Below are 13,071 nucleotides of genomic sequence, written 5' to 3'. Positions count from 1 at the left end.
GGTGGGGGTGGGGAGGGCGGGTGGGGGCTAGATTTCGTGGAGGCGGCGGGCGGTTTCGTGGGCGGTGGTCAGGGCGGTGCGGGCGTAGTCGGGGGTGGCGCCGGCCAGGCCGCAGGTGGGGGTGACCACTACCTGCTGGGCGAGTTGGGGGCGGGGGAAGCCGAGTTTGCCCCAGAGGGTTCGGATGCGGTCGGCGACCTGTTCCGCCGAGGGGGCGACGCCGGAGGCGGGGAGCGTGGACGGGATGGCGCCGACCAGCAGGCCGAGTCCGGACTCGATCGCCTCGCCGAGCGGGTCGAGCTGGGTGATCAGGTCGAGGTCGAACGAGACGGCGACGGCTCCGGCGGTACGGAACAGCTCCAGCGGTACGTCCGGAGCGCAGCAGTGCACCACGAGCGGCGTACCGGCGGCGTCGACCACGATCCGCAGCAGGTCACGGGCGGCGCTCGTCTCGACGGCCCGGTACGCGCCGAAGCCGCTCTCGGTCGGTACGTGCCCGGCCAGCACCGCCGGCAGCGACGGTTCGTCGAGTTGCAGCAGTACGGTCGCGCCGGGCAGCCGCCTTCGTACGTCGGCCACGTGCCCGCGCAGCCCTTCGGCGAGCGAGTCGGTCAGGTCGCGTACGGCACCGGGGTCGCGCAGCAGCCGGCCACCGATGGCGAGGTCGACGCCGGCCGCCATGGTCAGCGGTCCGGCCGCCTGGATCTTGACTGTCCCGGTGAAGCCGTCGGCCTGCTCGGTGAGCTGGTCGAGGTCACGTTCCAGCAGGTCGTGGGCGCGGCGCAGGTCCTTGCCGGAGCGGGCCGCCACCCGCCAGCGGCCGGTGTACAGCTCCACCGGCAGGTCGACCAGGAATCCGGCGGTACGGCCGATCAGGTCGGCACCGGGCCCCCGGCCGGGCAGTTCCGCCAGGTGCGGCAGTGCGGGCAGTTCGCCCAGCACGATCCGCTGCACCTCGGCGACATCCGTGCCGGGCATAGAACCGATACCGGTAGCCGCACCGGTGGGCCATGGCCATGACTGAGCGTCCATAGGCCGGAGGTTAGTGCACCAAGCGGGAAAATCAGCCAGTGATGGTCGCGGACCCGAGCACCACGTCACCGGCCGGGTCGGGCCGGTACGCCACGATCGCCTGACCGGCGGCGACGCCCCGGACCGGCTTGCCCAGCTCGGCGTGCAGGGTGTCGCCGGTGACCCGGACGGTGGCCGGGACCACCTCACCGTGGGCGCGGAGCTGCACCTGGCACTCGGTGCCCTCGGTCGGCAGCGCCCCGCCGGTCCACACCGGACGTCGGGCGGCGACCTCGCTGGCCTCCAGCGCCTCGGCCGGTCCGACGGTGACGGTGTTGGTCTTGGGGGTGATGGAGAGCACGTACCGGGGCTTGCCGTCGGGCGCGGGCACGCCGAGGGAGAGCCCCTTGCGCTGACCGACGGTGTACGCGTACGCACCGGCGTGGGCGCCGACGACGGCTCCGGTGCGGGCGTCGACGATGTCGCCGGGCGCCTCTCCGAGCCGGTCGGCGAGGAACTTGCGGGTGTCGCCGTCGGCGATGAAGCAGATGTCGTGCGAGTCGGGCTTGTCGGCGACGGAGAGACCACGCTCGGCCGCCTCGGTCCGCACCTGGGCCTTGGTCGAGTCGCCGAGCGGGAAGACCGACCGGTCGAGCTGCTCGCGGGTCAGCACCGCGAGGACGTACGACTGGTCCTTGGCCAGGTCGACGCTGCGCCGCAGCAGACCGTCCGCGCCGAGCCGGGCGTGGTGTCCGGTGACCACGGCGTCGAAGCCGAGGGCGACGGCCCGGTCCAGCACCGCCGAAAACTTGATCTTCTCGTTGCAGCGCAGGCAGGGATTCGGGGTGCGGCCGGCGGCGTACTCGGCGACGAAGTCGTCCACCACGTCGGAGTGGAACTGGTCGGCCATGTCCCAGACGTAGAACGGGATGCCGATCACGTCGGCGGCCCGCCGGGCGTCCCGGGAGTCCTCCAGCGTGCAGCAGCCGCGCGCACCCGTCCGGTACGTCTGCGGGTTGCGCGACAGCGCCAGGTGCACGCCGGTCACGTCGTGCCCGGCCTCCACCGCCCGCGCGGCGGCGACCGCCGAGTCGACCCCGCCGGACATAGCTGCCAGAACCCTCACCGGGAAACCCCCTTCAACCTGTTCGAGGGTAGCTCTACGGCCTGCACGGTCAGCGCCGGGCAGACCTGGTCGCGCCGGCCCGGCGGGCCCGCTCGACCGCGGCGGGAAGCGCGGCGATCAGCGCGTCGACATCCTCGGCGGTCGAGGTGTGCCCGAGCGCGAAGCGCAGCGACGAGCGGGCCCGGTCGTCGTCTGCGCCCATCGCCAGCAGTACGTGCGACGGCTGGGCCACCCCGGCGGAGCAGGCGGAACCGGTCGAGCAGGCGATGCCCTGGGCGTCGAGCAGCATCAGCAGGGCGTCGCCCTCGCAGCCGGGGAAGGAGAAGTGGGCGTTGCCGGGCAGCCGGTCGGCCGGGTCACCGTTGCACACCACCTCCGGTACCACCTCGACCAGACGTTTGGTCAGGTCGTCGCGGAGGGTGGCGATCCGGGCGGCGTACTCACGCTGGGCGGTGACGGACGCCTCGACCGCGACCGCGAACGCGACGATGCCGGCCGCGTCGAGGGTGCCGGAGCGTACGTCGCGCTCCTGGCCGCCGCCGTGCAGCAGCGGGGCGCAGGGCACGTCCCGGCCGAGCAGCAGGGCGCCGACGCCGACCGGGCCGCCGAGCTTGTGCCCGGTGAGGGTGAGCGCGGCCACGCCGCTGGCGGTGAAGTCGACCGGCACCTGGCCGACCGCCTGGACGGCGTCGGTGTGCACCGGGATGCCGTACGCGGCGGCGACCTCGGCGAGCGCGGCGATCGGCTGTACGGTGCCGACCTCGTTGTTCGCCCACATGACGCTGACGAGGGTGGTCCGCTCGCCGTGTTCGTGCAGGTCGGCGGCGAGCGTGGCCGGGTCGACCCGGCCGGTGGCGTCGACCGCCAGCAGCCCGGCGTCGGCTCCTTCGTGCTGTTCCAGCCAGTGCACCGAGTCGAGTACGGCGTGGTGCTCGACCGCGCTGACCACCACCCGGTCGCGGGTGGGTTCGGCGGTGTGGCGGGCCCAGTGGATGCCCTTGATCGCGAGGTTGTCGCTCTCCGTACCGCCGCCGGTGAAGATCACCTCGGAGGGGCGGGCGCCGAGCGCGGCGGCCACGCGTTCGCGGGACTCCTCCACCCGGCGGCGGGCCAACCGGCCGGAGGCGTGCAGCGACGAGGCATTGCCGACCTCGCGGGCCGTGGCGACGTACGCCTCCAGCGCCGATTCGAGCATCGGCGTGGTCGCGGCGTGATCCAGATAAGTCATCAGGGCAAGCCTATCCGCACTCGTAAGGAGTGCACCGGCAGGCGGCCCGGTATTCCGGCCCCGGTTCGGAGGCAACCGGTGCTCGCCCGGTTCGACGCTTATTGCGGCGACCCGCCCGGATAGCCACCGCCACGAGCCAGCCCACGCGTACGCCGAAAGTGGCCGTCCGGATCCGGACGGCCACCCTCATGTACGACTTGCCGCTCCTTACCGGCCCATGCCGGGTCGGCCGTGGAGCGGGTGGGTGTCACTTGCGCTTGCGGATCTCCTCGGCGGCCTGCGGGACCACCTTGAACAGGTCGCCGACCACACCGAAGTCGGCGAGTTCGAAGATCGGCGCCTCGCCGTCCTTGTTCACCGCGACGATGGTCTTCGACGTCTGCATGCCGGCCCGGTGCTGGATCGCACCGGAGATGCCGAGCGCCACGTAGAGCTGCGGCGACACGGTCTTGCCGGTCTGTCCGACCTGGAACTGGTGCGGGTAGAAGCCGGAGTCGACCGCGGCCCGGGACGCGCCGACCGCACCGCCGAGCAGGTCGGCCAGCTCTTCGACCAGCTTGAAGTTGTCCGCGTTGCCGACGCCGCGCCCGCCGGAGACGACCACCGACGCCTCGGTCAGCTCGGGCCGGGAGCCCTTCTGCTCGGCGACCCGCTGGACCACCCGGGTCAGCTTGTCGGCCGCGCCGAGTTCGACCGTGAGCCGCTCCACCTCGGGGGTGGCCGGGGCCGGGCTCGGGGTGACCGAGTTCGGCCGCAGGGTGACCAGCGGCAGGCCGCGGGTCACCTTCGACTTGACGATGGTGGAACCGGCGAAGGCGACCTGGGTGGCGGTGCCGTCGGCGGCCAGTTCGACCACGTCGGTGAGGATGCCGTTGTCCAGCTTGACCGCCAGCCGGCCGGCGATCTCCTTGCCCTCCTGGGTGGACCCGAGCAGTACGGCGGCGGGCTGCACCCGCTTGACCAGCTCGGCCAGCACGGTGGCCTTCGGGGCGACCAGGTGGCCGTCGATCTCCTCGCTCTCCGCGGCGTAGATCTTGGCCGCGCCGTACTCGCCCAGCTTCGCGGCGAGCGCGTCGGCGGCACCGGGGCCGGCGAGCACCACGGCCGACGGCGTACCCAGCTCGCGGGCCAGGGTGAGCAGTTCGAGGGTGACCTTCTTGACACCGAACGTCGTTGTGGCCTCGACCACGACAAGCACTTCAGCCATGAGGCGTCTCTTCTCTCTCGAACCTGCTCAGACGAACTTCTCGGTGGCGAGGTATTCCACCAGCGCGACGCCGCCGGAGCCCTCGTCGGTGACCTTGGCGCCGCCGGAGCGCGGCGGGCGCTTGCTGTGCTCGACCACGACACTGGTCGCGCCGGCACTGCCCACCTCGGCCGCGGGCACGCCCAGGTCGGCGAGGGACAGGGTCTGTACGGGCTTCTTCTTCGCCGCCATGATCCCCTTGAACGAGGGGTAGCGCGGCTCGTTGATGGTGTCCCAGACCGAGACGACCGCGGGGGTGTTGGCGCTGACCACCTCGTAGCCCTCCTCGGTCTGCCGCTCCGCGGTCAGCACCGTGCCGTCAGCACCGGGCTCGACGGTGAGCTTGCGGGCGCCGGTGAGCGCGGCGATGCCGAGCCGTTCGGCGAGCATGTGCGGCAGCACCTGGACCCGGCCGTCGGTGGACTCCGCACCGCAGATGACCAGGTCGGCGTCGAGGGTGCCGAGGGCGTCCGCGAGCACCCGGGAGGTGGCGACGGCGCAGGATCCGTGCAGCGCGTCGTCGAGCACGTGTACGGCCTTGTCCGGCCCCATCGACAGTGCCTTGCGGATCGACTCGGTGGCCCGGTCCGGGCCCATGGTCAGCACGGTCACCTCGCCGCCGTGCGCCTCCTTGATCCGCAACGCCTCTTCGATGGCGTACTCGTCCATCTCGTTGATGACGTTGTTTGCCGACCCCCGGTCGGTGGTGTTGTCGTCACTGCGCAGGTTGCGGTCCGCGCCCGAGTCGGGCACCTGCTTGACGAGTACGACGATGTTCATCGCGCTTCGACGACCCTCCTGTTGGTGTTGCCGGCCTCGCCCGGTTCCGGGGCGCAGCGTCCCGCGTTCCTTAACGATCGGTCAACCGCGGCACGCCGTGGAGTTGCCCACCCGCTATGTTACCTACCAGTAGCATTGCTTGGCCGGACACTCAGGGTGACACAGCTCACCGGCACCCGGCCGCGCCGGGTCGGACGGGTTCAGGAAATGGACAGCGCGTCCCTGATCTTGTCCAGCATCGCCGACTCGGCCTCGCTCACCCCGTCCGAGGCCCGCGCCACCTCGTCACCGGCACGTAACACCGTGTCCCGGTAGTTCTCCAACTCGTCCGGCGCCTTCGCGCGCAGGATCCGTACGGCGCTGCGCAGCGCCGGCAGCGCCACCGACTCCACCTCGTCGGGCTTCAGCTCACCCGGCCGGGCCGACGTGAACCGGGGCAGGCCACCGGTGGTCAACACCTCCCGGACCAGGCCGGTGCTGCCGGCGATCGCGTTGGAGGCGGCGAAGCTTTCCTTGACCATGGAGAGCACGCCGGGATCGGCGTTGGAGACCAGGAAGACCGCGCCGAACGCCGCCCTCTTGAGGGTCATCCTCTCCTCGTCGTTGAGCGGCTCGGACACGGTTAAGGAGTGTAGACGTACGGGGTGGTCGTGGTGACCGCTACGAAGCCGAGTCGCTCCAGGATCGGCCGGCTGTCCGGCGAGGCGTCCACCTGCAACAGGGTGAACCCACGGGCGTCGGCGAGCCGCGCCCGGTAGGTGACCAGCGCCCGGTAGATGCCCCGGCCACGCCAGTCCGGCAGGGTCGAGCCGCCCCACAGGGTCGCGAAGCCGGTGCCGGCGACGTACCGGACCCAACCGGCACTCACCACCCGACCCGACTCGGCCTCCTCGGCCACCACCACGGTCAGCGACTGCGGCCAGACCTCCGAGCCGTCCGCGCCCGCCCCGGCATGCGAGACGGCCGGATCCACCGCCAGCTCCCGCTCCAACGCGTCGGCCAGCCAGTCGCGCGGCTCACCCCAGACGATCGACTCCAGCTCCGCAATCCGGTCCAGGTCCGCGCGGGCGGTGACCTCACGCAGGCGTACGCCGGGCGGCGGAACCGGCAGCGTGGCCGACAGCGCCGCGACCGGGCCGATCACCACGGTCTCCTCTTCCTCCGGCACGAACCCGGCCGCCCGCAGCCGGTCCGGCAGATCCGCGGGCTCGTCGTGGCCGTGCAGCTTCCACTCCACCGACTCACCCCGCGCCGCGAAGATCTCCCGCTGCCGGTCGATCAGCTCGTCCAGCGCGGTACCGGTCAACCCGCCGAGGTCCCGGTAGCCGAGAAAACCCCCGTGGTCGAGCCCGAGGAACCGCAGCAGCGGCCCGTCCCGCTCCACCGACGCCCCGGCCGGCATCGGGTCCGGCACCCGCGCCCGCAACTGGTTGTCGTACGCGGTCCGCAGCGTGAAAACGTCCAGATCAGTCACCCACCCAGGCTACGGGCGACGTCGACCGGATAATTCGGGTCGTGCGCGAAACGATCAGGCAGTGGTGGAACCCGGAACGGCTGCACCGGATAGGCACCAGGCCCGACTACCGGTTCTCCCTCGCCAACGAGCGCACCTTCCTCGCCTGGCTCCGTACCGGGCTGGCGCTGATCGCCGGCGGCCTGGCCATCGCCCAGTTCCTCCCCCCACTGCCGCTGGCCCACCTGCGCGAGGCGATCTCCGTCGCGCTGCTGGTGCTCGGCGGGGCGGTCGCGCTGCACGCCGTCGACCGCTGGGTACGCACCGAGCGGGCCATCCGGCTCGGCACCGAACTGCCCCCGTCCCGGTTTCCCGCCCTGCTCGCCCTCGCGGTTGCCGTCGGCGCCCTGCTGCTGGTCGCGACCGTGCTGCTCAAGGTGGTCCGGCGCGGGTGAGCCGGCAACCGGAAGGGCTGGACCGGGACCCGGGACTGCAACCCGAACGGACCCGACTGGCGCGGCGGCGTACGGGACTTGCGTTCGCGGTCGTCGCCGCCCTCACCGTACGGCTGGCCCTGACCCACGGCATGGCCGTCACGTTGGTGATCGCCGCCGGGCTGGCGGCGGCGCTGCTCGCCGTCGGCGCCGCGGTCACCCGGCGGGCGAGCCGAAACCCGTCGCGACCCTCCGGCGGTCGGACCATGCCCATGCTGGCCCTGGTCACCGTGGGCTACGCGGGACTTGGCCTGCTGCTGGTGCTCGGCGCACTAGGATGAGCTGACGCGGTGGGTCATCATTGCCTTATGGTTCGCCTGATGTTATTTGCCTTCGTCGCGCACGTCGTCCTTGCCGCGATCGCGTTGATCAGCTGCCTCAGCGCGGACAAGGCTGACATCCGTGCCCTGCCCCGGTTCCTCTGGGTGCCGGTCATCCTCGTCCCGCTCGTCGGACCGATCGCCTGGTTCCTCGCCGGCCGCCCGGTCCCCGCCGCCCGGCCCGGCACGGCCGGTGGACGGGTCGCCGACCGCCGCGGGCCGATCGCCCCGGACGACAACCCCGAGTTCCTCACCTCGCTCGCCAGCGAGCAGGCAAAGAAGGACCGTGAGCTCTTCGAGCGCTGGGAAGAGGACCTGCGCCGCCGCGAGGGCGAGATCCGGCGCCGGGAGACCGACGACCCGCCGGTGGAGGAGAAGCGCCCCGAGGCGTGACCCGCCGCCCGGGTCGGTAGGGGCGGACCCGGGATCGAACGCTCCGATTGAACGGCAGCGGACCGGTCGCCGTACCATGGCGCCTGGCCCGCGTCCGGCACGGCCGTACGGAGGGTCCCCAGTGCCCGGGTGAGACGCTCGAGAGACGGCGAGATGGACGACGACGCACCGGCCGAGACCGGCCCCCGCACCGCCGCAGCCCCGCCTGCTCCCGCCTGGCGTCGCCTGATCCGGCCCGGCCGGTTGCCCGTGCTGGCGCTGGTGACCTACGCGGCCACCCAACTCGTCCTGCTGTTCTGGTGGGTCGCCTACTACCCGGGACTGTTCAGCCCCGACTCGCTCAACTACATGTGGCAGTCGACCACCGGGAACTGGAACACCCACCACCCGGTCGCGTACACCTCGCTGGTCTGGCTGTCGCTGCAGACCACCGGCGGGGTCGGCGCGCTCACGCTGCTGCAGACGGTGCTGCTCGCCGCCGGCCTGGCGTACGCGGTCACCGGCCTGCGCCGGCTCGGCGGACCCGGATGGCTCTGGGCGCTCGCGGCCGTGGTGCTGGTGGCACTCCCCCCGATCGGCTCGTTCGTGCTGTCGGTGTGGAAGGACGTCGCCTTCGCCCTCTGCCACGTCTTCCTGTTCGGCACGGTGGCCCGGCTGGTCGCCCTGCGCAAGGAACGCGGCGGCCCGGCGAAGCCGGCACTGCCCCGTACGCTGCTCTACGCCCTGCTGGTGGAACTGGTACTGCTCTGCCTGTTCCGGCAGAACGGGGTCATCGTGGCGGCGGTGATCATCGCGGTCTGCGCCCTGGTCATGCGGGGCGTGGCCTGGCGGGTGGTGATCGCCGGGGGCAGCGCGATCGTGATCGCCCTGCTGACCAACTGGCTGCTGCCACCCGCGCTCGGCGTACGCAACGCCGGGTCGATGGTCGCGCTGGAATCGGTCTTCAGCGACATCGCGGTCGGCTACGCCAAGGATCCCGCCGGGTTCCCGGCCCGGGACACGGCGGTGATGGCCCAGGTGGCACCGCTGGACCACTGGCGCTCGTCGGCCGACTGCTACTCCGTCGACCCGACCGTGTGGAGCCCGAACTTCGACCGTACGGCCGCCCAGGAGCACCTGTCGGACCTGGTGGGCGTCTGGCGACGGCTGGCCCAACGATCACCGGGTACGGTGATCGAGGCCCGGATCTGCCGCAGCGCGATCGGCTGGCAGCCCACCTCGACCGGGAACGTGGCCCGCAGCCCGAACCCGTGGTCGGTGCGGGCGTACGTCCAGCGGGATCCGGCGTTCCAGGCGAGTCCCGCCGCACATGCCGCGTACTCCCGTCCGCTGAGCCAGCGGGCAGCGAAGATCGCGATCGAGCTCAACACCCGTACGGTCACGCCGGAGTGGCTGTGGTGGCGCGGAGCGCCGTGGGCGTACGCGGCGTACCTGATCGTCGGCCTGGTCGCCTGGCGGCGGCGGGAACCGGCGCTGGTCGCCCTGGCCAGCCTCTCCGCCGGCAACCAGCTCTCGGTCATGGTGGTGAACGCCGCCCAGAGCGCCCGCTACATGGTCGTCCCGTTCATGCTCGGGATCCTGCTGCTGCCGCTGCTGGCGACGGCCAGGCGGGAGGCCGACCGGACGGCTCCGGAACCGGACGACGTGGCACCGGACACCGCGACGTCCGGCACGGCCGCAGCGGAGGACACCGCGACCGACACGACACGGGCGGAGGAGCCGGGACCGGACGAGCCGGCCCCGGCGGGCTCTGCGGCGAAGGCCGGATCAGGCCAGGTTGGATGAGCGCGGGTACGCGTCCGCCGGGTCCGTCAGCACGTTGACCAGGTACGGCACCCCGGAGTCGAACGCCCGCTTCAGCGCCGGACGCAGGTCACCGGCCTTGGCCACCGTCTCCCCCGCCCCGCCGAGCGCGGTCACCACGTCGTCGTAGCGCAGTTCGGGTTGCAGGTCGGCGGCGACGTCGTAGCCGTACATGGCGTTCATCGGGTGCTTCTCCAGGCCCCAGATGCCGTTGTTGCCGACCACGATCACCACCGGCAGCTTCTGCCGGGCCAGCGACTCGACGTCCATCAGCGAGAATCCGGCCGCCCCGTCGCCCATCAGCACGCAGACCTGACGGTCCGGGTGGGTGACCCTGGCCCCCATCGCGTAACCCATGCCGGTGCCGAGGCAGCCGTACGGGCCGGGGTCGAGCCAGGTGCCGGGCTGGGACGGCTCCAGGTAACGACCGGCGTACGAGACGAAGTCGCCGCCGTCGCCGATGGTGACCGCGTCCGGGTCCAGCGCCCGGCGCAGCTCGCCGTAGACCCGCGCCGGCCGGATCGGGTCGGACTCGGCCGCCATCTCGTCCGCGTCCCGCTTCTTCGCCGCGTTCTCGACCGAGCGCAGGTCGGCGATCCAGGAGGCGTGGTCCTCGCGGTCGCCCTGCTGGTCGGCGAGGGCGGAGAGGATCAGGCGCAGGTCACCGGCGGGGCTGACGGCCGGCTGGACGTGGGTTGCCCGCTGGGTGGGCGCGTCCACGATGTGTACGAGTTGGGCGTCGCCGAAGTCGCCGAAGCTCAGCCGGAAGTCGAGCGGGGTGCCGACCACCACGATCACGTCCGCGCCGTTGAGCGCGGTACGGCGGGCCTTGGCGAAGGCGAGCGGGTGCTCGGGCGGCAGCGAGCCGCGGCCCATGCCGTTGGTGAAGACCGGGACCTGTAGCGCCTCGGCGGCCTCGCGCAACGCGGCGGTGGCGTCACCGGCGTAGACGTCCGAACCGGCGATGATCACCGGGCGTTGCGCCCCGGCGATCAGCCGGCCGGCCTTGGCCACCTCGTCGGAGTCGGGTTCGAGCGGGGCGATCTTCGTCGCGGTCGGCGCGACCGACTCGCCGACCGAGAAGACGACCTCCAGCGGTAGGTCGAGGAAGACCGGGCCGCGGTGCGGGCTGAGCGCGGCGGTCAGCGCGGTCTCGATCGCGCCGGGGATCTCGTCGGTGTCGAACACGGTGGCGGCGTGCTTGGTGACCGGGGTGACCAGGGGCAGGTGGTCGATCTCCTGGAGGCTGCCGGAGCCCCAGCGGAAGGCCGGTGCCCTGCCGCCGATCACCAGCACCGGGGAGCCGTTGAAGTGGGCGCTGGTCAGCCCCGAGATGCCGTTGGTGACACCGGGGCCGGCGGTGAGCACGGCGAGTCCCGGACGGCGGCGCAGTTTGGCCACCGCTTCGGCGGCGAAGACCGCGGACTGCTCGTGCCGTACGTCGACGATGCGCATCGGCGGTCGACCGGCGGCGTCGACCTGGCTGCGGTGGGCGGCGTCGTAGAGCGGGAAGACGTGGCCGCCGGAGAGGGTGAACATCTCGGTGATGCCGTACGCGCGCAGCGCCGCCACCGCCAAGTCGCCGCCGTGACCTTCGATCCGCTCCGTCATCGCCGCTCCCTCATCCTCGCCGTGGGTGCACAGGTTATCGGCCGACCCGGAGAAGGTGAAGAAGACTCGCCTCTTCGGATCGCACCGTTCGCCCGTTACCGCCCGACCGCGATCTACCGCCCGACCGCGATGTCAGCGGCCGGTGAAGTCAGGTTTCCTCTTCGCCACGAACGCGGCCATGCCCTCGCGTCGGTCGTCGGTGGCGAACAGCGCCGCGAAGAGCTGACTCTCCCAGGCCAGGCCGGAGTTCAGGTCCATGTCCAGGCCGCCGTCGACCGCCAGCTTCGCCGCCCGCAGCGCCTGGGCCGGGCCCGACAGGTACGGCTGGACCAGCGCGACCGCCTCCGCGTACACCCGGTCGGCCGGGACCACCCGGTCGACCAGCCCGATCGCCAGCGCCTCCGTGGCGTCGACCATCCGCCCCGACATGATCAGGTCCTTGGCCCGCGCCGGACCGACCAGCCGCGCCAACCGCTGGGTCCCGCCGGCACCGGGGATGATGCCGAGCTTGATCTCCGGCTGGCCGAGCTTCGCGTCTTCGGCGGCCACCCGCCAGTCGCAGGCGAGCGCCAGTTCGCAGCCGCCACCGAGGGCGTACCCGGTGATCGCCGCGACCACCGGCTTGGGGATCCGGGCGATGGCGCCGAGTGCGCCGGAGAGCTCGACCGCGCGCGCCGCCATGTCCACGTACGACATGTCGGCCATCTCCTTGATGTCCGCGCCCGCCGCGAACACCTTCTCGCCGCCGTAGACTATGACCGCACGGACGTCGGGGTCCGTGGTGACGGTGGCAGCCGCGGTTCGCAACTCCTCCTGCACCTGGGTGTTCAGCGCATTCATCGGCGGCCGCTCCAGCCGGATGGTGCCGATACCGTCGCTGATCTCCAGCCGGACGAAGTCGCCCACAGTCCACCTCCACATCGAAGTCGCGTACCCACAGTACGACGCCCCTCGTTGGGTATGTTGTCTGGTGTCCCCCGTGACCAGGACGTGAAGAAATGATCACCTATTACGACGACCGGTCCGTACGGGTCACCTCCGAGGCGATCCGGGTCGGCGAACGCGCGTATCCGTTGCCCGAACTCGCCGAGATCTGGCACCAGCGCGGCAACCGCTCCTGGCGCGTACTGGCCGGGCGGGGTGCGCTCGGCTTCGGGCTGATCGGTCCGGTGGTCGCCGCCGTACTCGGCATCGGGCTCGCGGTCCGCTTCCACTCCTCGTTCATCGTGACGCTCGCGATCATCGGCGTGTCGTGCCTGGTCGGGTTCGCCGTCGCCCCGGTCGCCGACCTGCTGCTGGAGTTCCTGGACCGGTCGTACACCCGGGGTTCACACCGGCTGGAGATCTGGGTGCGCTGGCACGGTCAGCCGATCCGGGTGCTACAGACCCACGACGCGCTGAAGTTCGGCCAGATCTACCGGGCCCTGCAACGCGCCGTCGAGCAGCGCCAGCGCCTCAACCCACGCCGCTGACGCCGCCCGCCCGTTTCGAACTCCCTCGCCGTGGGATGTCGAAAACCGCCACCTCTGCTCCGACCTCTGTAATGAGGCGCCCGCGGGTACGCCGACAAGGGCGCCGGTACATCGGCGCGGCGAGAGGATAGATC

Annotated in this window: 13 protein-coding genes and 1 pseudogene; 5 read left to right on the top strand and 9 right to left on the bottom strand. The window is 71.9% G+C overall.

Going from position 1 to position 13,071, the window contains the following annotated elements:
- Positions 1 to 27: 27 nt before the first annotated feature.
- The 7 genes from AB0J90_RS06800 to AB0J90_RS06770 form a co-directional block, all read right to left on the bottom strand.
- On the bottom strand, positions 28 to 1,032 hold the full coding sequence (locus AB0J90_RS06800) for a methionine synthase (RefSeq protein WP_363592929.1): 1,005 nt from the start codon (positions 1,030 to 1,032) through the stop codon (positions 28 to 30).
- Between the two features lie 31 nt (positions 1,033 to 1,063).
- Entirely contained in the window at positions 1,064 to 2,137 is a 1,074-nt protein-coding gene (gene mnmA / locus AB0J90_RS06795; protein WP_363592927.1) for a tRNA 2-thiouridine(34) synthase MnmA, read from the bottom strand.
- A gap of 49 nt (positions 2,138 to 2,186) precedes the next feature.
- Positions 2,187 to 3,365, bottom strand: coding sequence for a cysteine desulfurase family protein (locus AB0J90_RS06790; RefSeq protein WP_363592925.1), 1,179 nt, complete (start codon positions 3,363 to 3,365; stop codon positions 2,187 to 2,189).
- A gap of 247 nt (positions 3,366 to 3,612) precedes the next feature.
- Positions 3,613 to 4,572, bottom strand: coding sequence for an electron transfer flavoprotein subunit alpha/FixB family protein (locus AB0J90_RS06785; RefSeq protein WP_363592923.1), 960 nt, complete (start codon positions 4,570 to 4,572; stop codon positions 3,613 to 3,615).
- 27 nt (positions 4,573 to 4,599) lie between these two features.
- The gene (locus AB0J90_RS06780; protein WP_363592921.1) at positions 4,600 to 5,391 is read right to left on the bottom strand and encodes an electron transfer flavoprotein subunit beta/FixA family protein; all 792 of its coding nucleotides are present in this window, start codon (positions 5,389 to 5,391) and stop codon (positions 4,600 to 4,602) included.
- Positions 5,392 to 5,591: 200 nt separating this feature from the next.
- Complete coding sequence (locus tag AB0J90_RS06775; protein WP_363592965.1) at positions 5,592 to 5,981, bottom strand: hypothetical protein; 390 nt, start codon at positions 5,979 to 5,981, stop codon at positions 5,592 to 5,594.
- A 32-nt stretch (positions 5,982 to 6,013) separates the two neighbouring features.
- Entirely contained in the window at positions 6,014 to 6,865 is an 852-nt protein-coding gene (locus AB0J90_RS06770; protein ID WP_363592919.1) for a GNAT family N-acetyltransferase, read from the bottom strand.
- Between the two features lie 41 nt (positions 6,866 to 6,906).
- Between AB0J90_RS06770 and AB0J90_RS06765 the strand changes: the two genes are divergently transcribed.
- From AB0J90_RS06765 to AB0J90_RS06750, 4 genes are all read left to right on the top strand, one after another.
- Entirely contained in the window at positions 6,907 to 7,299 is a 393-nt protein-coding gene (locus AB0J90_RS06765; RefSeq protein WP_363592917.1) for a DUF202 domain-containing protein, read from the top strand.
- A complete protein-coding gene (locus tag AB0J90_RS06760; protein WP_363592915.1) occupies positions 7,296 to 7,619 on the top strand; it encodes a DUF202 domain-containing protein in 324 nt (107 codons plus the stop codon). The genes AB0J90_RS06765 and AB0J90_RS06760 overlap by 4 nt, the downstream gene beginning before the upstream one ends.
- 27 nt (positions 7,620 to 7,646) lie before the next feature.
- Positions 7,647 to 8,051 (top strand): PLD nuclease N-terminal domain-containing protein, encoded by a 405-nt coding sequence (locus AB0J90_RS06755; protein WP_363592913.1) that lies wholly within the window; start codon positions 7,647 to 7,649, stop codon positions 8,049 to 8,051.
- A 129-nt stretch (positions 8,052 to 8,180) separates the two neighbouring features.
- Entirely contained in the window at positions 8,181 to 9,836 is a 1,656-nt protein-coding gene (locus AB0J90_RS06750) for a DUF6020 family protein (RefSeq protein WP_363592911.1), read from the top strand.
- Here the strand turns inward: AB0J90_RS06750 and AB0J90_RS06745 are convergent.
- Positions 9,819 to 11,465, bottom strand: a complete 1,647-nt coding sequence (locus AB0J90_RS06745; RefSeq protein ID WP_363592909.1) for an acetolactate synthase — start codon at positions 11,463 to 11,465, stop codon at positions 9,819 to 9,821. The two genes, AB0J90_RS06750 and AB0J90_RS06745, sit on opposite strands and share 18 nt — an antisense overlap.
- Positions 11,466 to 11,597: 132 nt before the next feature.
- A complete protein-coding gene (locus AB0J90_RS06740) occupies positions 11,598 to 12,371 on the bottom strand; it encodes an enoyl-CoA hydratase-related protein (RefSeq protein ID WP_363592907.1) in 774 nt (257 codons plus the stop codon).
- A 92-nt stretch (positions 12,372 to 12,463) separates the two neighbouring features.
- Between AB0J90_RS06740 and AB0J90_RS06735 the strand changes: the two are divergent.
- Positions 12,464 to 13,068, top strand: a pseudogene (locus AB0J90_RS06735) (DUF6232 family protein).
- The last annotated feature ends 3 nt before the right edge of the window (positions 13,069 to 13,071 follow it).

The sequence above is a fragment of the Micromonospora sp. NPDC049523 genome (genome assembly GCF_040676775.1).
In the GTDB taxonomy this organism is placed as follows: domain Bacteria; phylum Actinomycetota; class Actinomycetes; order Mycobacteriales; family Micromonosporaceae; genus Micromonospora_G.
Note: the sequence above shows the minus strand (reverse complement) of the source record. Positions and strands in the feature narration are given on the sequence as shown.